The 20,880-nt window shown below is 48.1% G+C and carries 8 protein-coding genes; all 8 read left to right on the top strand.

What is annotated here, in order from left to right:
* Positions 1–17 precede the first annotated feature (17 nt).
* The 8 genes from AB9P05_RS21285 to AB9P05_RS21250 are packed head-to-tail and all read left to right on the top strand — an operon-like array spanning position 18 to position 20,874.
* Positions 18–1,376: an FAD-dependent oxidoreductase gene (locus AB9P05_RS21285; RefSeq protein WP_371910854.1), complete on the top strand. Its 1,359-nt coding sequence runs from the start codon at positions 18–20 to the stop codon at positions 1,374–1,376.
* A 24-nt stretch (positions 1,377–1,400) separates the two neighbouring features.
* On the top strand, positions 1,401–9,854 hold the full coding sequence (locus AB9P05_RS21280) for an amino acid adenylation domain-containing protein (protein WP_371910853.1): 8,454 nt from the start codon (positions 1,401–1,403) through the stop codon (positions 9,852–9,854).
* A gap of 49 nt (positions 9,855–9,903) precedes the next feature.
* Positions 9,904–13,815: an amino acid adenylation domain-containing protein gene (locus AB9P05_RS21275; protein WP_371910852.1), complete on the top strand. Its 3,912-nt coding sequence runs from the start codon at positions 9,904–9,906 to the stop codon at positions 13,813–13,815.
* A 35-nt stretch (positions 13,816–13,850) separates the two neighbouring features.
* On the top strand, positions 13,851–15,524 hold the full coding sequence (locus AB9P05_RS21270; RefSeq protein WP_371910851.1) for an ATP-binding cassette domain-containing protein: 1,674 nt from the start codon (positions 13,851–13,853) through the stop codon (positions 15,522–15,524).
* Positions 15,525–15,549: 25 nt separating this feature from the next.
* Positions 15,550–16,527: a 2,3-diaminopropionate biosynthesis protein SbnA gene (sbnA, locus tag AB9P05_RS21265; RefSeq protein ID WP_371910850.1), complete on the top strand. Its 978-nt coding sequence runs from the start codon at positions 15,550–15,552 to the stop codon at positions 16,525–16,527.
* A 40-nt stretch (positions 16,528–16,567) separates the two neighbouring features.
* Positions 16,568–17,542, top strand: a complete 975-nt coding sequence (locus AB9P05_RS21260) for a 2,3-diaminopropionate biosynthesis protein SbnB (protein ID WP_371910849.1) — start codon at positions 16,568–16,570, stop codon at positions 17,540–17,542.
* Between the two features lie 25 nt (positions 17,543–17,567).
* Positions 17,568–19,319, top strand: coding sequence for a carbamoyltransferase (locus tag AB9P05_RS21255; RefSeq protein WP_371910848.1), 1,752 nt, complete (start codon positions 17,568–17,570; stop codon positions 19,317–19,319).
* Between the two features lies 1 nt (position 19,320).
* Entirely contained in the window at positions 19,321–20,874 is a 1,554-nt protein-coding gene (locus tag AB9P05_RS21250) for a hypothetical protein (RefSeq protein WP_371910847.1), read from the top strand.
* Positions 20,875–20,880: the final 6 nt, after the last annotated feature.

Raw genomic sequence — 20,880 nt, 5'->3', positions numbered from 1 at the left:
CTAAACCGACCAAGGAGATGGCAACAGATCAGCTTAAGATATGCATAGTAGGTGCCGGGCTTACCGGTTCACTGCTGGCCTTATACCTGGCTAAACGAGGCCTCAAATCCGTGATCTATGAAAAGCGGCCCGACTTCCGGAATATCAGCCCGGACCGTAACCGGACCATAGCCATGTCCCTTAGCGAACGTGGCTGGCATGCGCTTAAGGAGGTGGATATGCTGGAAACCGTACAGAAGATCGGAGCTCCCAAATACGGCCGGGCTACTTACCGTATGGAGGGTACCCCCATGTTGCAGCACTACGGTAAATCCCACCAGGCTATCTATACCGTAAACCGCCGGGATCTGAACAATCTGCTTTTGGAAAAGGCCGAGAGCACGGGCATGATCGACTTTCACTTCGAGCACATCTGTACCGATATCAATTTTGAAACCAATACCATAGATGTGCAGGATAAGGCCAATGGCTCAGCCAGTCAGGAAACCTTTGACTATATTTTTGGTGCTGACGGGGGGCTGTCTTCCGTGCGTGAAATTATGGAGCGTAACACCGACCATAGTTTCAAGACACAGATACTCAGTTGTGCCTATAAAGAACTGGAAATGCCCCCACTGGATACAGTCAGTGAAAAGGTACTGCTGGACTACCTGCATATTTGGGTAAGCAGACATGCCTTCATCATGGCCCAGATGTGCTGTGACGGTTCATTTATTTCCACCTTATTCAATGATCTGCAAGGCACGTATTCATTCAACCAGATCCGTACTGACGAAGATGTGGTAAGCTACTTCAATACCAGTTTCCCTAGTCTTAAAAAGTACATTCCTGATATCCTCAGTCAGTATTTTATAAATCCTACTTCCAATATTCATACGGTGGAGTGCCCCCGATGGAATTACCGTGACCGCTCCCTGCTGATCGGGGATGCGGCTCATGCCATGGCACCTTTTTACGGAATGGGTATGAACACCTGCTTTGAGGATTGCAGTATTTTCAATGCCCTGCTGGATGAGTTCGATGGCCACATGGGCCGGGCGATCACGCAGTTTACCAGTCGCCGTAAGGAGGATGCCGACCTGATGGCCAGGCTTTCACTGAAAAATTTCGATAGCATTACGGCCAGTATTGCACCTACCTATGATGCCAAATGGAAGCTTGAACGACTAATTGCCGAGCATTACCCTGAACTGTTCACCCCCCAGTATGTGCTCATCGCCTTTACCCGTATGCCCATTTCACAGGTCATCAGGAAGGCTGAAAATCAAAACCGCATGATCGAAAATATTCTGAAAGATGCTCACCCTGATATTTTCACCGATAGAAAAATCCTGGAGCAGTCATTGGAACAATATTTTGTAGAGGTAAGGCAGTAAGAGATCGAGAGAAGAGAGATTTGTATGGATAAAGATATTGCCATAATCGGTATGTCGGGAAGGTTTCCCGAAGCAGCATCACTGGAAGCGTTTTTCCAAAACCTTGCAGAAGGGAAGGATAGTATCCGGATGCTATCGGAAGACCGGATAAAGCATACCACTCTGGCGAAAGGCAGGCAGTATAAACCGTTTGCTTACCTGGAGGATATCGACTGCTTCGACCATGACTTTTTCGGTATTTCATATGGCGAGGCAAAGTATATCGATCCTCATCAGCGACTGATTTTGGAAGTAGCTTACCAGGCTATGGCCGATGCCGGATACAGCCTGAAGGACATGAATGGGTCAGACACCTCTATCTACATCGGAGATACCGCTCAGAATTACTACCGCCTGGCTGAGGAATACGATCCGGCTATAGTAACCGGCAATCTCAATGCTGCTACGGCTGGCCGTGTGGCCCGTGCCTTTAACCTGCGTGGCACGGCTATGATGGTGGATACGGCTTGTTCTTCATCATTAGTAGCCCTGCAACTGGCCTGTAACGATCTGATCTTAGGTAATTGCAGCCAGGCATTAGTAGGAGCGGTGAAGCTTTTTCTTTTCCCGGATGAAGAAAGTGAAGAGAATGGCATCGGCATAACTTCCGGAGATGGGAAGACACGTTCTTTCTCTGCAGATGCTACCGGTACGGGACTAGGCGAGGCCGTTTGTAGTGTGATGCTGAAGCCTTTGGATAAAGCCCGGGAAGATAACGACCGGGTCTACGCTGTTATCAAAGGCATGGCGGCTAACCAGGATGGGCAGCTTTCGGCTAATCTCTCTGCGCCTGACAGTGTGGCCCAGTCTGAAGTACTGCTAAAGGCCTGGAAAAAGGCGGGTATAAACCCCGAGGCACTTGGCTACATCGAAGCACACGGTACGGCTACCAACCTGGGAGACCCTATAGAAGCGAAAGGCCTCAATCTGGCTTTTTCACGAGTCACCAACCGGAAACAATTTTGTGCGCTCTCTGCCTTAAAATCAAATATCGGGCATACCGACACGGCTGCTGGTCTGGCCGGTCTGATCAAAGCGGCTCTCTCCCTGTATCATAAAAAACTACTGCCTACGCTTCACTTTTCTGAGCCTAATCACTTCATCGACTTTATAGGCGGGCCGGTATACATAAACAGGGAGTTAAAAGACTGGCCGGCCCAGGACCTTCCCCGGCAGGCGGGAGTCAGCTCTTTTGGCATTTCCGGCACCAATGTCCATGTCGTACTTGAGGAAGCAAAACTGGCTCCCTTCTCACAGGAAAATACGGCCCGGCTGGCCTTTCCATTTTCAGCCAAAAATCCGGAAGCTTTGCAGCATATACTCACGGATATGGGTGCATTTCTGATTGGCAACCAGGGTGTTAATCTGAATGACCTGAGTTATACCCTGTCCCGGAGAAGAACACACTTTCCTAATCGTGTAGCCGTTGCCGCCTCTTCTGTAGCCGAACTGGTGGATAAATTAAAGAGTAAAACTATACCGGAAGAAGAGGCCTCTCCGGCTGAAAAATTATTCTTTACCTTCTCCGGTAGTGGTGTGGTAGAAGAAGAGTATCTACGGGAGTTCTTAGAAGATGACAGCTTCCGGGAGGCTTACCACAAGTGCCTGGCCGGGTCTGCCGAAAATGAGAATCTTCGTCTATTTGCTTTTCAGTACGCCCTTTATCACCTGATGCTATCACAAGGCATCCGGACAAAATTCCTGATGGGGGAGGGTATCGGTGAGCTCGTAGTGGATGCCATCCAGAAGGAAAGTAAACTGTCCGTCATTCTGAAGCAGGTTGAGACCTACACCGGAGAAACAGACCCGGCACTAAGTAGCAGGCTGGAAAAATTCCTCTCAGCCAATGCAGACGGCTCTATACTTTTTGTGGAAATGGCTCCCCGGGGAACAATCGGACACATATTGGCTGGCCTTTCGGAAAAATCGGACAATGCAGCCGTTTTGCTTCCTGACGAAGGACGCGCCGCTTTGCAGGCCGGTCTGTTTGAGCAAGGGTTCGATGTGGACTTTACTACTGAAGGGAACGTAATTTCTCTGCCGCCTTACCCTTTTATTAAAAACCGTTGCTGGATAAAAGATAGCCACAGGGGAGAGGTGGAAGCCTGGCTGCACCGTTTTGCATGGACACCGCAGGCCTTAACTGAAGCTCCGGAGCCTATTTCCGGTGGTACCTTCCTGCTTTTTGAGGATGAGGAGGGCTTAAGCGACAGGCTGGCAGTAGCACTCGAAAGCCATGGGAATACGTGCCTGAAAGTGAGTGGAGGCATTACCTTTGAGCAAAATGGACCGTCCTTTGTCATAAGGCCGGAAAGTGAGGAGGATTACACCAGGCTGGCAAAGGAGATAGCCGATCAGGAAATCACCCTGGATGGCATCATTCATGCCGGTAGCTTCAGAACTCAAACAGGCCTTCAGTCAGAAAACCTTGAAGAGAACCTGCTGGGGACCGTTTATTCCCTCTTTTTCATAGCCAAAGCCTTCCACCATCACCTGCAAAAGGGAGGGTTTCGCTTTGTAGCCATCAGTTCACAGGCAGAGGCAGTACATGCCGGAGAGGAGGTCAGCCTGTCAAATGCCATGAGCGGCGGTTTCTTACGGAGTTTGCTTAGTGATTACCCGCAGCTTTCCGTGTCCGGCATCGATATCGGTGCAGCCATTACGGGCCAGCAGGCTGCCGATTATATAATCGATGAGATAGGGCATGAAGAGCAGATCCGGTTCTCTGCCTATCGTGAACATACGCGCTACGTACCCCTTATTGCCCCGGTTACGGTTCAGGAAAACAGGGATCTGCTCGTCTTTCAGTCTGAGGAAACCTACCTGGTTACCGGGGGGGCGGCAGGGATAGGCCATGCCATTGCCCGTTATATAGCCGCCCAGGCTGCCTGTACCCTTATCATCATAGGCCGCACAGACCTTGGGTATGGTACCGAATGGAAGAACGGTCCTGTCACTGAGCGTAAACGTAATCTTCAGCAACTGGAAGAAGCAGGCGCCCACATATACTATTACACTTCGGATCTGTCGGATAAGAGCCAAATGAAGCTGGCTTTTGACCAAATCAGAACCGACCATGAGAAAATTGACGGAATAGCACATGTGGCAGGTGTACCGCATCGCTGGGTTGACCTCACTGATAAAACCCTGCAGGATTTCAGGCACGTAATGGGGCCTAAAGTAGCCGGTTCTCTACTTCTTCATGAGTATACCGCTGGAGATAACCTCCGCTTTTTTGCCCTCTTTAGTTCTCTGAATTCCCGCGTACCCCAAAAGCTGAGCACAGACTACACGGTGGCCAATGATTTTGAAGACCTGTTTGCCCACCATCTGCAGAGCAAAGGTGTGCCCGCCGTATCCATCGGCTGGCCGGGCTGGCTGGAAACGGGCATGTCTGCCGATAGCGCGAAACAGGCAGAAAACGACCCGCTTCCTGTAAATTTTCTTACTAACGAAGAGGGCACACTGGCCTTTCATTATGCCATTTCAGGAACGGCCGCCAATGTAGGCGTAGCGGATGCAGACCTGGAAAGCTTTAAGGTTAACCCCTTCTTCAAGATCGGAGGGAGCACTGAAGAAACCAGCAAACGGGATAAAGGCAGCTTACGTGAAGAGCTGGAGGGTACAGAGGCCATAGTGGCCGGCACGTGGAATGAGGTATTGCAAAAAGAGAATCTGTCGCGCGAAGACAACTTCTTCCAGGCCGGTGGGCATTCCCTTATTGGTGCCAGGATCATCAATAAGCTCAATGCGCAATTGGGTCTGGCCCTTTCATTCCGGGATATGTACGAATATCCTACCATAGCAGCCCTTTCAGCTTACATTGAGTCCCTGCAAGGAAATGAAAAAGCCACAGCTCAGCAGCAAACGGAGATGACGGTGCTGCCGGAACAGGCCGATTATGAAGTATCTCCCGGGCAGCGGAGGTTATGGTTTCTGTACAGGCTCGATCCTTATGGCAGCTCTTATAATATCCCTGCAGAGTTTGAGATAGGAGAAAAGGCAGATCCTGAGATAGTTCAAAAAGCTTTATCAGAGGTTATAAACCGGCACGAAAGTCTCCGGACCACATTTCGCGACCAGGATGGTGAACCCAGGCAGGTGATCCATTCATCCAAGACCGTTCGCTGGAAACTGAAAGTAGACAACATACATACTGAGGATGATCCGGAGGCAGCCTATCACCGCTTAAGCAGCGTCGATCTGCAAACTCCGTTTGACCTGGAGCACGGCCCACTGTTTAGGGCACGGCTAATCCATACGCAAGCCCATAGCAGTCTCCTTATGCTTACCCTGCACCACGTCATTGCAGACGGCATTTCCCTGGAGATACTTAAGAGAGACCTGCACGAAGCTTATGCCGCTTTGAAGGCTGGTCATTCACCCGGCTTTTCTCCGCTGCCCCTGCAATATAAAGAGTATGCTGCCTGGGTAAACAGACGCTTAGCCGATGATCATGATGGCTTGCTTCGCAAGTACTGGTTGAATAAGTTATCCGGACAACTCTCTCCTTTAGACCTGCCTTTTGACTACCCGCTGCGAAACGCTGTTACTAACCGGGGCGCTATGTTCAGGACAGCCATACCTTCGGAGGTATTGGAGCCATTGAAAAAACTGGCAGAGAGGTATTCTACCAGCCTGTTTACGGTGCTCATCAGTGGCTTCAGCATACTGCTGCAGCGCATTTGTAACCAAAAAGACATTATCATCGGAACCCCGGTGGCCGGCCGCAATCATGAAGAACTGCAAGGTTTAGTTGGCTTCTTTCTCAATACCGTGATGCTCAGAGTAGCGGTAGATGACCAGGGGTCTTTTGAAAATCACCTGAAAGCCGTCCGCCAGACGGTGATGGACGGCCTGGACCACCAGGAATACCCCTTTGAAAAGATTGTCGCTGAGCTGGATGTCCCTCGTGACATTAACCGTTTTCCCGTAAGCTCGGTATTTTTCAATATGATGAACTACAGTGAGGAGGAAGCCCGGACTATCGATCTGTTCGACAGTTTTCACCGTCCGCTGGACATCATCATGAATTTCGATATCGATTTTTATGCGTATGAATACACTAACGGGCTGGAATTTCACTGCATGTACAAGCAGGAACTGTTCAGCAGGGAAACGATATCTTATCTGGTAGAAGAATATATAAACCTACTCTCCCATGCAATACAATCACCCTTAACGCCCGTAGGGCAGTTAAACGGCCTGGCTCCGGTGAAAAATACACAAGCTACCGGTATACCAGAACTGCCATATGAGCCCATTTTGAAAGTAGAGGGTACACTAGTCAGCCATTTTGAGGAGTTTGCGGCAGCTACACCAAATGCCATCGCACTGTCTATGGACGGCAGCCGCATGACCTATAAGGAACTGAATGAAGCCGCTAACCGGCTGGCTTATCATATTCAGGAAAACGAAGTGGGGCAGCAAAAAACCATTGCCCTGCTAGTAGGGCATTCTATAGAGATGATAGTCGCCTTACTGGCTGTCTTAAAATCCGGTAATGCCTATGTTCCCCTGGATCCGATGCACCCTGCATCCAGATTAAAGTTTATCTTGTCCGATGCAGAATGTGAGGGCATTATATCTGACGATCAGCATAATGAATACGCCCTGCAGATAGGTGGCGGTTTGCCGGTATGGAACATAAAGGATGTGCCACCATCCACACCCTCAGCTAATCCCGGCATCGATATTAGCAGGGAAAGCAGGGCTTACATCCTGTATACTTCCGGTAGCACAGGTACCCCCAAGGGTGTAGTGCAGTGGCACCGCAATGTGCTTCATTTCATATCCGCTTATACAAATAACCTAAGGATAAGCTCTGCTGATAGGCTAAGTCTGCTACCCGTCTACTCCTTTGATGCAGCCGTGATGGATATTTGCGCCGCTTTACTAAATGGTGCGACCCTCTGCCCCTATGATATGCGGGGAGGAGAAGGCCTGTACGGGCTAAGCGATTTCCTCCAAGTAGAAAAGATAACCGTTCTCCATATGGTCCCCACCCTTTTTCGTCAGTGGGCCGGGGAAAATGCTGCCTCTGCGGCATGCGAAACGGTGAGGCTGGTCGTATTGGGAGGTGAGGCTTGTCTTAAAACGGATTTTGATTATTTCAGAAGCTTTTTCCCCCGGACAGCCTACTTTGTCAACGGCCTAGGGCCTACGGAGAGTACGGTGACTCTGCAGTACATAGTGCCCTATGATACGACGATTACACTCCCCAAGATGCCGGTTGGTTACCCTGTGGAGGATACCATTGCAGCGGTAATAAGAGAAGATGGAAGCGAAGCCTGCACCTACGAATCCGGCGAATTGGTTTTCAAAAGTCATTACCTTTCACCCGGTTATCAGAATGCATCTGAGCTCACTGCTGCTGCATTTACTCATCAGGAAAATGGCCTGCGCACCTATCGGACAGGCGACTTCGCAAAAAAGCTTCCCGATGGCAAAATCATCTTCGAAGGAAGAAAAGATAAACAGCTTAAGGTAAACGGTAATCGTGTAGAAGCGGGAGAGGTGGAAGCAGCAATCCGGCGGTACCTGCCAGCTTGTAAAGATTGCGTCTTTACGGTAGACAATAAGGGAGGTAGTGACCGGCTCATCGCCTATTTGGTAGCGGATGGAGTAAACACCTCCGTGCTACAGGGCCGTTTGCGTGAAGCTTTACCTCCTTATATGATCCCTGCACTGTTTATTTTCCTGGATAAGTTACCCGTAAACCTCAACGGAAAGGTGGACCACAAAAAGCTGCCTGAACCTGCTACCGTGGCTGCAGCAGAAGGAGGGCATATAGCCCCTGTGACGGATATGGAAAAAAGAGTGGCGGCTCTTTTCGCAAGCCTTACCGGCAAAGAAAAAGCAGGCGCAACCGATAGCTTTTTCGCTATAGGCGGAGATTCTTTAAAAGCAATGAAGCTCGTTTCCAGGCTACGGAAGGAACTGGAAGCAGACATTGACCTGAAGGAGATCTTTACCCACCCGGAGGTCCGTTCCCTTGCAGCCTATCTTGAATCTGCAGGCAAAGGCCGGTTTGTAATAGACCCTGCCCCTGAAAGAGCGCTGTATCCCGTGGTGCCCGAGCAAAAGAGCATCTGGCTGGAAGACCGGCTTAAGGCAGGCCAGTATGTCAATCATCTGATGCGCATATTTCACTTTGAGGGTGATATAGACATGAGCCTTTTTAATAAGGCCCTTAAAGCAGTGGTCGACCGGCATGAAATCTTACGAACCACCTTTGTCTTCCGGGATAATGAATTATACCAAAAAATTCATCCAACGGAAGCCCCTTTGGACGTGCTTAGCCAAGTTGATCTGAGGAGTAAGGAAGATGATTTGGATGCTGTAGTAGGCGCTGCATTTCATGAAAGAATGGACATGGAAACCGGCCCCTTATGGCGTATTGTCATTATCAGGCTGGATGCTCAGCGTTTTGTAATCGTCCTTGTCCTGCATCACATTATAGCTGACCGTAAGTCTATAGAAATCCTTTTTGAAGAGCTATCCACCTCTTATCTGAAGATGAAAGAGGGAACACAAATGCCTTTAAAGCCTCTGGATATTCAGTTTAAGGACTATGTAGAGTGGTATAGCCGCCAGGTAAGCGGGGCAAAAGGAGAGTCGATGAAGAACTTCTGGAGGCAGTACCTGGGTGACGAACCGGATGGCAGAAACAACCTGGCTGACCGTAGCCCTTCCTCTCCGCATGAATACGTCACTAAGAGTGTGCAAATAGTTCTGCCCCGTAAAGTGGCTGAGGACATCAATGGATTAAGTGGTAAAATGGGGTGTGGACCCTTTACACTACTCCTTACGGCGGTTAAAGTGGTGCTGTATCGTTACACAGGCAGGAAAAACATCACCATTGGCACCCCCATTTCTCTGAGAACCATGCCCGGGCTGGAAGACCAGATAGGCCTTTATGTCAATAATCCTCCCTGCAGGACTATGATAAGAGGAGAGCTGAACATGACGGAGGCCATCATGAATGTTCATCATAGTCTATTGCAGGTATATAAACACCAGTATTACCCTTTCAGCCAAATATTGGATGCGGTGAGGGCCGACAGGACTCCTGGCAAGTTCCCGCTATATAATACGATAGTCCTATATAATGCAGTTGATAATGATGAGAAACCCGGTGAGGCACAAGATGAACAGCAGACTGTGAATGATATTGATATCACTATCAATAATACCATAATAGACCTACGTATAGTATTTACCGCTTTCGAAGGCGGGCTACATGTGAATATAGATTATAATAATGCCCTGTTTAGCGAGGAACTGATGACAGGGTTTAAAGACGCTATAGAGTATGTCATTGGCAGTATTCTGGCCGACCCATATATCACTATTAATAATCTTGAACTCGGCAGTCAGGCAGAGCAACCTGCTCCGGCAGAAGGTGAATTTGAAGACCAGTTTGACTTTGACTTTTAGCGAAGTATACATACCAGCTATACCCTTAAAACACTGATAAAGAAGTTTAATGAGTATAACCGATAAGATAACCCTGACAGGCAGTAAGTACGAAGAGCACAGGCAGTACTGGCAGAAACACCTGTCAGAAGGAGAGGCTTTTTCATTCCGGCAGGATACCAAGTCAGGTGCCGGCCTGAATAATGAGGCATACCGGGAGCTTACTTATAACCTTGATGGTGATATAGTTGCTCTGCTGTATAAGCTTTCGGCTGGGAATACTATGGCTATGTGGGTAATGCTCCTGGGCGGTGTTGGAATTGTCTTCAGGAAATACGCAAGGACAGATAAAGTAATGGTAGAATCCCCGCTTTTAGGCCGGGTAAAAGATGTTATTGAGCCATATGTGCGCTTGTCTTTAAGCTCCGCAAGTGATGATACGGTTCGAGAATACCTCAATTCGATAAAATCAGAGATAAAAGAGGCCTACAAATACCAGAACTACCCATATGATCTGGTTTCGCAGGAAATGTCAGGTTCTGATATCTATGTGGCCTATGATGGTATTCACCAGTACTTCCACACTTATACCCCGCACTTGTTCAGTATATTTTTCTCTGAAAAGAAGGGGGTGTCTTTTAAAATCAGGTATGCCGAAAAACACTATACAGAGAGGTTTATAAAGCAGTTTACAGGGCATCTTTCAAAAGCACTGCAGTCACTTGCAGGGCTTTCCGAAGAGATTAGAAAAATCGATCTCCTTACGGAAGGTGAAAAACAGTGGCTTAATGAGAACCAACCCGCTTCTTCTGTGAAGGGTGCTCCCTCCACTCTGATCGAAGGGTTTGAAGCGATGGTTAGCCAAAACCCAAACCACCTATGCCTGGTCACTGAAGAAACGCAGCTTACCTATGCACAGGTAAATGAGCAGGCTAATGCCTATGCTTTTTACTTGCAGAAGCAGTTTGGGATCGGGAGAGGCTCTATTGTTGCATTGATGCTGGAAAGATCAGAGTGTATGATCATATCCATGCTGGCGGTTATGAAGGCAGGTGCTGCTTATCTTCCGTTAAACCCCAAAGACCCTTCTGACCGGCTTAAAAATATTATGGAAAGTAGTCATGCCGGTCTTTTAATCACCCATGATGACCTCTACAAGGCCAGTGAATTCTACACAGGCAAGGTCAGCATAGTTCATACAGAACTGCCCCGTTTATCTCCGGAGAGTAAGCTGGAAAATCAGGCCGGGCAGGAAGATATTGCCTATGTTATCTATACTTCAGGCTCCACCGGTACCCCTAAGGGGGTGGCGGTAAGGCATGTTGGGGTCGCTAATATGGCCGCATATGCAGGGCGGATGTTTGAGCTTACACCTGCCGATACGGTACTTCAGTTTGCCTCCTATACATTTGATGCCAGCGTCTTTGAGATATATACGACCTTACTGAGTGGCGGTACCCTCCGGTTAGTCACGGAAGAAAATATAAGGGATAAGCAGGCGATGGAAGATTTGCTGGAAGGTGGTGAGATTACGGTATTCAGTACCACGCCTTCCTATTTGAACCTGATGAACCTCTCGAAGCTTAAAAACCTCCGAGTGGTCGTCACCGCAGGGGAGGAGGCCAATCCTGATAGCGTGAATAGGCTTCCCGGCGGCGTACGTTACTTCAACGGATACGGCCCTACAGAATGCTCAGTAGCCATTTCGTTTTATGAGGTGCATGAAAATGAAAAGCCCTTACAAAAAATCCCGGTCGGGCGGCCTCTAATTGGCTTAAAAGCTTATATCCTGGATCAGGATGGCCAGCTTGCCCCCCCGGGAGTGCCCGGAGAGCTATTTGTATCCGGAACGGGGTTGGCCGCCGGTTATCTGAATGATACGGCTCAAAATGAAAAACGATTTGTGTACCTGCATGACATAGCCGGAGAGGAAAGGCTCTATCGAACAGGAGATATCTGCCAATGGGAAGAGCAGGGCAACCTGGTATTTACCGGGAGAGAAGATGAACAGTTCAAGATCAGGGGCTTCCGTGTAGAAACCGGTGAAATTAGCCAGGCCCTGAAACTCCATCCTTCCGTAACAGACGCCGCCATTGCGGTTTGGGGTTTTGATGGCAGGGAATATTTAGCGGCTTACTATGTGTCTGATGAAGAACTGGAGGAAGAGGAACTCTCTGAATTTATGCAACAAAAGGTTCCTGAATACATGGTGCCGGTCAGTTTTTCATCCCTGGAAAAAATACCTTTAACCCCTAGTAATAAACTTGATAAACGGAATTTGCCCGAGCCACGAAAGGGATATAAAGGGGCAAAAATTTCACCCCGAAACGAAACAGAGGGTAAGATTGCTGAGATATGGCAGCAGGAGTTAGGAGATATAATTATAGGAGTTGATGATAACTTCTTTCAGTTGGGAGGTAATTCTCTGAAGGCGATATCGGTTATCAATAATTTGCAAGAGGCTTTCACCAAAGAGTTATCGTTTGATCATTTTTTCGATGCTCCCACTGTAAGGTCTCTGGCAGCTTACTTAGATACGGCTGAATCGTCACTCTCAGAAATACAGATTCCTAAGGCGCCACCGCAGACGTATTACAGGCTTCCTTTTCAGCAGGCCGGAATGTGGGTTCGCTATGAGTTTCAGGAGGTAGGACGCATTCCCTTTAATTCCAGCGGAGTAAATGAGTGGCCCGGGCTGGATCTACGCCTGTTGCCTAAGGCACTCCTGCAGGTCATTGATAAACATGAGGTTCTGCGGAGCTCCTTTCATACGGTAGATAATGTGGCTTGCCAGAAGATCCATCCTGCCGAAGAAGCTGCCCCGGAGATAGAATATTATGACTTTACAGAAAGCCAGGACGAAAAAGCGGCTATAGAAAAAATCATTAGCGAAGGCCATCAGACCATGATGGACCTGGAAACGCCGGGTCTGATGCGGGTGATTGTCATCAGAAACCGTGAGGGCGGATACATTATACAGATCGTCATACCTCATTTTATAGTAGACGGCTGGTCGCGTGGCATATTTGAAAGAGACCTGGAAGCAGCCTACACAGCTTTGGAAGCCGGGAAAAATAGCGAGTTAGAGCCGCTCAGGGTACAGTCCGCAGATTATGCTGAGTGGTACTATGATCTGCTGGAGTCAGACAGAGGGGCGGAATTAAAAAAGTATTGGGATGATAAACTCAGGCCTGTCTCCTTATTTCAGCTAAAGGATTATTACCGGAAAGATAGCCCGCCCGAGTTAGTTTACTCTCACAGGGAAAAGCTTGAGAGGGAAATGTCTGCAAACTTTTATCCAATGGATGATGTGGATAAAGAGCGGGCTTTCAGGCACATAGCCTCCGCCCAGACCTATGCTGGGGCCGGTTATGCCCATCATATCGATACTGAGCTGTTCGAAAGAATCCGCGAGATGGCAGAGGAGCATGAATCAGGCGTGTTTTCTATCCTGGTAGCAGGGCTGGCGCGTTGCCTCTGGCTATTTACCAGAGAAAAATTCATCACCATAGGCAGTGTAACGGCTCTGCGTAATCATCCTGACCTTCAGTCCCTAATAGGCTCATTTACAAACATAGTACTCTATCGGCTTCAGCCTGAAAAATTCGAATCAGTTGAGGAATATCTCGAATCTGTGAAGAATGAAGTAAGGGCCTCCGATGCCCACAAGCTTTATCCATTTGAGTATATGCTTAATGATACCGATTATTCTCTGGATGCATTAGGAGAATTATGGCTGAATTTTGATACGGTAGACCACCCTATGGCTGATGCCCTGCAGTCATACAACAGGGAACACCGGAGCCAGACATATCCGTATTTCAATCTTAACCTGACCTTCACCGAATACACCGATGGGGTCACCATGGATATAACCTATAAAACAGCCTACTTTGAGGCTCAATTTATAGAGCAGTTATTAGATGAATACATTTCTGAACTAAAGAAGATGGTTTTAGAAGTGAATAAGGTCCTTACCTGAACTAGTGGCTTTAGCCAGCCCTCTAATTCAATCAAATGAAAGAAAAAGAACTAAACATATTTACCGTACTCCAAAATAAGTCCCGGTGGTTTTACGTGTCTCTCTGCGCCCTGGGGGGAGTCAGTAGTTTGCTTTTCAGTGGTATGCTGTATATAATCAACAGCAAGATCACGGGAGAGCCTTTACCTTACTTTCCGGAGTACACCTGGCAGGTATTTGCGCTGCTGATCGTATTATCGATAATCAGTAACAAGGCTCTGCAGACCTATATGGTAAAGCTTACCAACAGTGTGCTGCTGGATGCCCAGGTATCTATTCTGGAAAAGCTGCAATACGCTTCCTACCAGTCCTTTGAGCGGTTAGGCCGGGAGAAGGTCTACACTGCTATTCAGGATGCCAGTGTACTGGGAAGTGTGCCCGATGTATTAGTTAATACCATCAACTCCGGGGTAATTATCTTATGTTGTACAATATATTTCTTTTGGCTTGCCCCTCTGGGAGGGCTACTGGTACTGGTGTCCATGGGATTATTGCTAGGCTTTTATCTGCTTAGAAACAAGAAAATTGAAAGGGATCTAAACAAGCTACGTGACATTCAGAATGACTTTTACCGGTACCTGGACGATCTGCTGAAAGGCTTCAGAGAGGTGAAGATGAGCCGGACACGGAATCAGACTATTTTCAAAAAATTCCTCATTCATAACCGTACATGGAGTAAAGACCTCGTTGAAGATACCAGCATAAAATACATGCACAACGAGCTGGTGGGAAGCTATAGCTGGTATGTGATTATTGGTATCTGCCTATTTGCATTGCCTGCTGTTATTGATCTTAGCATGCCCGAGATCATCACCCTCGTAGTGACCATTATGTACCTGATAGGGCCTGTAGGCGGCATGCTAGGGTTAGTGCCGTTTTATACACGGGCTAAGATTGCCTTGAACCGGCTGAACCGGTTTGAAACACAGCTTGATAAGCTGGTGGAGCGGGATAACCATGACAGCCAGCCTTATACCAAACTTGCGGCTTTTGACAAGCTCGATTTCAGCGGAATACAATTTACCTATCCTTCTAATAACTATGGGCCGGGTTTTAATGTAGGACCTCTCGATCTCACGGTAAATAAGGGTGAAGTAATCTTTATTACCGGAGGTAACGGCAGTGGTAAGAGTACCTTTATCAATATCCTTACCGGATTATACTCTCCCGATGAAGGAAGCATCCGGATTGACGGAAAAGATGTAGGCCTCAAAGAGTACCAGGGTATGGGCTATGAGATGTCCGCTATTTTTACCGATAATCATCTGTTTACCGAAAATTACGATGGGTTCGAGATTGAGCCATCCAGCCATCCGCTTGCCGCGTATCTGGACATAGTTCAACTCAGAGAGGTAGTAAAGATAGACAAGGAAAGAGGGGTTATCGATCCGGATATGTCCAAAGGACAGCGCAAAAGGCTGGCCCTTGTCTATACCCTTATGGAAGACAAGCAAATCATTGTAATGGATGAATGGGCTGCCGACCAGGACCCACACTTTCGAAAGAAATTCTATACGGAAATACTTCCTTATCTGAAGGATAAAGGAAAGACCGTAATAGCGGTTACCCATGATGATAATTACTATCATTGTGCCGACCGGATAATTAAGTTCAATTTTGGTCGTATAGTAAGCGACGAGACCATTCAGCGTACCGAAACAGTCCGCTGATAAATAACCTGTGAAAAACCATCTTATGATCGAAAAACTGCAAAGGATCTCTTCTTTGATAGGCAATACACCTTTGCTGCGCCTGAATTACGAGCCTGCCGGACTGTATACAAAACTAGAGTACACTAACTTCTCCGGAAGCGTAAAGGACAGGGCAGCGTACAATATTATCTATCAAGGGATTATCAATAACCGGATCAATAAAGATACGGTCATCGTGGAGTCCAGCTCCGGTAACTTCGCCCTGGCACTTGCACACATCACCCGGATATTAGGGTTACAATTCATTCCGGTAATAGACCCTAACATAAACCATAGCTATGAGACTCAGCTCAAACTTATGGTAGACCGCGTCGTAAAGGTAACCGAACAGGACGCCACCGGGGGGCATCTGCTCACCCGACTTGAGAAAGTACGGCAGATTTGTGAAGAAGAGCCGAACTCATTCTGGACCAACCAATACGAAAATCCGGACAACTATTTGGGGTATTATCACAGTCTAGGCAATGAGATTTGCAATGACTTTGACCGGCTCGATTATGTATTTATCGGCGTAAGCTCAGGCGGTACCATCACCGGCGTTTCTCAGCGTATCAAGGAGAAGTTTCCTAATGTAAAGGTAGTGGCCGTGGATGTGGAAGGATCCGTTATTTTCGGCTGCCAGCCCCGCAAGCGGTTCGTGTCTGGCATAGGGTCCAGTAAAGTGCCCGGTTTGCTGGCCAGTGCACAGATTGACGATGTAGTACACGTCTCTTTTGATGAATTGGTCATGGGCTGCCACGAACTGCTAAAGGAGCAAATGATTTTCTGCGGAGGTTCTTCCGGAGCCTCTTATGCTGCAGCAAAGAAATACCTGAAGCAGCACCAGGTACCGGCTGATGCAAATGCCCTATTCATATGTCCTGATAAAGGTACAGCCTATCTTGATACAGTTTATAACGACCAATGGGCCAGGGAAAAAAGCGCACAGTGTATGCCTTTGAGCAAATCCTTAGCCCTTTAGTCAGTCACTTATTTCTTAACTCAGCACATTACATATTCCTATGATCTACTTGAACCAGGAACATCTGGAACAGCTCGGCCTTGCCTGGAATGAAATTTTTGATGCCCTTAAAGACGGTGTCCATGCATTGAAAGAAGAAGATTTCTCTCAACCGGTAAAACCTTACCTGAGGTATAGAAACCCGCTTAACAGGATCATCGCCATGCCTGCTTTTCTGGGAGGAGAAACTAATATGGCGGGACTGAAATGGATTGCCAGTTTTCCTGAAAACATAGGGAATGGTATTCCCCGTGCTCATTCAGTTACCATCCTCAATGAAGCAGAGACGGGTAAGCCTCTTAGCATAATAAATACCGCCTATGCCAGTGTGATACGTACTACCGGGGTGACGGGGCTTTTTATTGACGAATATATCCGCAAAAAGAACCTCAGTGCCGAAGGTAAGCTCAAAGTCGGTATGACAGGATTCGGACCCATAGGCAGGATGCATGCACAAATGATCCATGAGGTATTTGGTGACTACATTGAGAGCATTAAGGTTTACGACCTGAAATTTGACCAGGGAGAGAAGCCGGACGCTGCCTATAGTGAATACCTGACGGCTTGTAACTCATGGGAGGAAGTCTTCGATGGGGCGGACATCTTCGTTACCTGTACCGTTTCGAAGGCACCTTATATTGACAGAAAACCCAAGAAAGGGTCACTGCACCTGAATGTCTCGTTAAGAGATTACAAGCCTTCTTTCAGGGAACATGTGGACCTGATGATAGTCGATGACTGGGAGGAGATATGCCGTGAGAATACGGACGTGGAAAATATGCACAAGGAGGGACTGCTAAATGAAGATGATACCCATAACATAGCTGCATATATCACCAGTAACAATCTGAATACCATACCTGCTGATCAGACTGTCATGTTCAACCCTATGGGCATGGCCATTTTCGATATTGCTACCGGTGGGTACCTGTACCGGAAAGCCAGAGAAAACAAGGTAGGCGTAGAGCTGACCTGATAAAAACTCCAGAAGATACAGACCTATGAATATAATCGGAATTTCCGCTCTTTACCATGATTCTGCCTGCTGTATTCTGCAGAATGGTAAACTGACAGCCGCTGCTCAGGAGGAGCGATTCACCCGTCAAAAGAACGACTCATCCATGCCTCTGCATGCTTTCAGGTACTGCCTGGAAGAAGCAGGACTTACACTGAATGACATAGACAGGCTTGCCTATTATGAGGACCCCGTCATGAAGCTTGCCAGGCAGATTTGGAGCGGGCATGATCCCCTGGCTCCTCATTTGCAGGAAAAGCTTGACCCCCGGAGGGCAGAGAGGGAGATAAGAGAGCTGTTAGGGTATGAAGGACCTGTAGACTTTCATCAGCACCACGAGTCACATGCTGCCAGTACATTCTTTTTCTCCGGGTTTGACTCTGCCGCCATCATGACTTTCGATGGGGTAGGAGAGTGGGCTTCTACTACCTATGGCACTGGTAAGGGCAGCATCATAGAATTGTTCGAAGAAGTGCATTTTCCCGATTCCATCGGGCTGCTATACAGTACCATTACCAGCTACCTGGGCTTTAAAGTCAATAATGGCGAGTATAAGGTAATGGGCCTGGCTCCGTACGGAAAACCTGTATATAGACAGCAGATCGAAGAACTGTTTGAGTGGCGCAAAGATGGGCAGTTTCGCTTGAATATGAAGTACTTCGACTTTATAGGCGGCGAGCGCATGTATTCAGATGAGCTTGTAGACCTCTTTGGCATGCAGCCCCGTGTACGGGAGTCCAAAATGGATCAAAACCACATGGACGTGGCCCGTAGCCTGCAGGTCGTACTCGAGGAGCTTCTGCTTGAAAAAGCCGCCTACCTCCACGAGAAGACAGGAGAAGAGAATTTGTGCATGGCAGGGGGCGTAGCTCTCAACTGTGTGGCCAACGGCCGCATCTTACGCGAAGGCCCTTTCAAAAAACTGTTTGTACAGCCTGCTTCCAATGATTCGGGTTGTGCCCTGGGAGCGGCCGCTCTGTCGCATATGAAATACAGCGAAGACAAAAAGATCGCTCCTATGCCACATGCCTATTACGGGCCGGCGTTTTCAGATGCTGAGATCCGGCGAATGCTTGAGGCGACCGATCTTAAGTGGTCGGGTTTTGAAGGAAATGAAGATGAGCTTATCGATGCCACTGCTCAGAAGATAGCTGATGGCAACGTAGTCGGCTGGTTTCAGGGAAAGATGGAGTTTGGTCCCAGGGCCCTGGGGTGCCGCTCCATACTGGGTGACCCGCGAGATCCCGGTATGAGGGACAAGATCAACCTGATGGTAAAAAAGCGTGAAGGATTCAGGCCATTTGCTCCTGCCGTGCTGCTATCAGAGGCACAAAACCACTTTAAGCTGGATCACCCCTCGCCCTTTATGCTGGAAACCTGCCAGGTAGACTCTCCGCTCGATCTGCCTGCTATTACCCACGTGGATAATTCGGCGAGGGTCCAGACTGTTACAGAAGAGACCAATCCCCTTTTTGCCGCACTGCTCACTGAATTTAATAACAAAACAGGGTCTCCGATTATCCTCAATACATCATTTAATGTAAGAGGGGAACCGATCGTTTGTACCCCTGTGGATGCGCTGGAGTGTTTTATTCTTACCGAAATAGACTGCCTGGTAGTAGGTTCCTTTATGATCAGCCGGAAAGATAACGACCTTACCTTCCTGGAAGATACCCTGAAGGAAGTACGCACTTCTAACCGTTCTGCTATCAGTACGGACGTATATACTTTTATCTGATATGAGTGACTCTCAGGCTAATTCTATTTCATCAGAGCCTTTAGTGCCATTCACACTTTCCACAGCTCACGGCCACGAAGAGGTGGTACACCCCGGCAGGCTTGCCTCCTTCTTGAGGGGCAGGCATGTAACGGTTAGCGGAAAGCGTAAATCAGGTAAAACAAGCTTACTGAAAGCGCTGGCCCGGGATGCAGAGGCATCCGGGAAAAAGGTTTGCTGGATTGATCTGGAGGCGAACATCGACCCCAACCTGGTAAAAAGCCAGGTCAGTGAGTGGCTTGAAGAAAATGCCAGTGGAGTATTTTTTTTCGACGGCATTCATAGCCTCTTTCCCAATGAGAAACAGCTTATTCTTTCCCTGGTAAAGGATTTGGCGAAAACCAGTCCTCAGACGGAGATATATGTAACGCTTACCGGACCTTCAGGCAATGGGGATCTGCCTGGGTTTGAATGGTATTATATTGAAGACTGGAGTCTGGAACAGGCCACCCAGTACCTGTACCAGCTCGAGGAAAGATACGGTGAGGAAGTAGGAGAGGCTATTGCAGGCATGCTGGCCGAGGCGCCGGAACAACTTGAAGAATACTATAGCCGGCCCTATTTCCTGGAAAAAGTCTACCTGGCCGTAGCCGACTACCGTGATTTTGAGGATCCCGCCTACCTGTTCAGAATTGGCAAGGAAATAGACTTTGCCATTTTGGAAGAAGTAAAAAGGCCTTTAGTCGATAAGCCGGTGATGATCGTTTCCGGGGCCAATACTGAATATGAAATAAACAAGCCGGTAGTGACAGCAGGGGAGAAAGACCTGGTCATTACCCCCTATTATCCCGGCTTAGGCGATCTGCTCATGCTCAGTCATATTCCGCGGATAGCCAAAGAAAGTGGAAAGTACGAACGTGTTTTAGTTACCCTGAGCGGCACTTATCGCGATGACTTGTATCAGTATTTTATCTGGGAGACAAACCCTTTTGTAGACGGCTATTGCCATGAGCAAAACCCTGGCTGCGGGCGTATCGAGGAACAGGCTACGGACCTCTCTATGGCTGAGAGTAAGCGACTCAATTTTCTCGATGCCATGATGCTCGGCTACGGGCTGGATGACAAGCGCCGCTTTCATGAGCCGGAACTCTACTACCAGGCCGAAGCTATCCCCGGTTTGCAGAATGCGGTAGTCTATGACCCGAACTTTATGACAGACAGCCGGATAGATCAGACCGATTTTTTTCTGGTAGAACAGTACTTTCTCGAAAACGGCCTGAGCCCTGACTTTCAGTTATCGATAATGAGTGATATAAAAGGTAAGGAAGGCTATCGCAGTATCCCGGTCACGCATTTTGGTGAGTTTCTTAAAGCCTCTTCCTTTCAGGATTACTGCAACATTATTTACTCGGCCCGCGAAGTGTACTGCCTTACCACCGGTACGGCTACCCTGGCGGCTGCTATGGGCAAACAGGCCAACGTGTTACTGGGACAGGATACCACCTGGTGCCATCACTCGCGGATAAACCGGTATATCGATCTGCGACCCTGCGGCAGCATGGTGAACCGGTCCTAAACTTGT

Origin of the sequence: Roseivirga sp. BDSF3-8 (genome assembly GCF_041449215.1) — a bacterium.
GTDB lineage: Bacteria > Bacteroidota > Bacteroidia > Cytophagales > Cyclobacteriaceae > JBGNFV01.
Note: the sequence above shows the minus strand (reverse complement) of the source record. Positions and strands in the feature narration are given on the sequence as shown.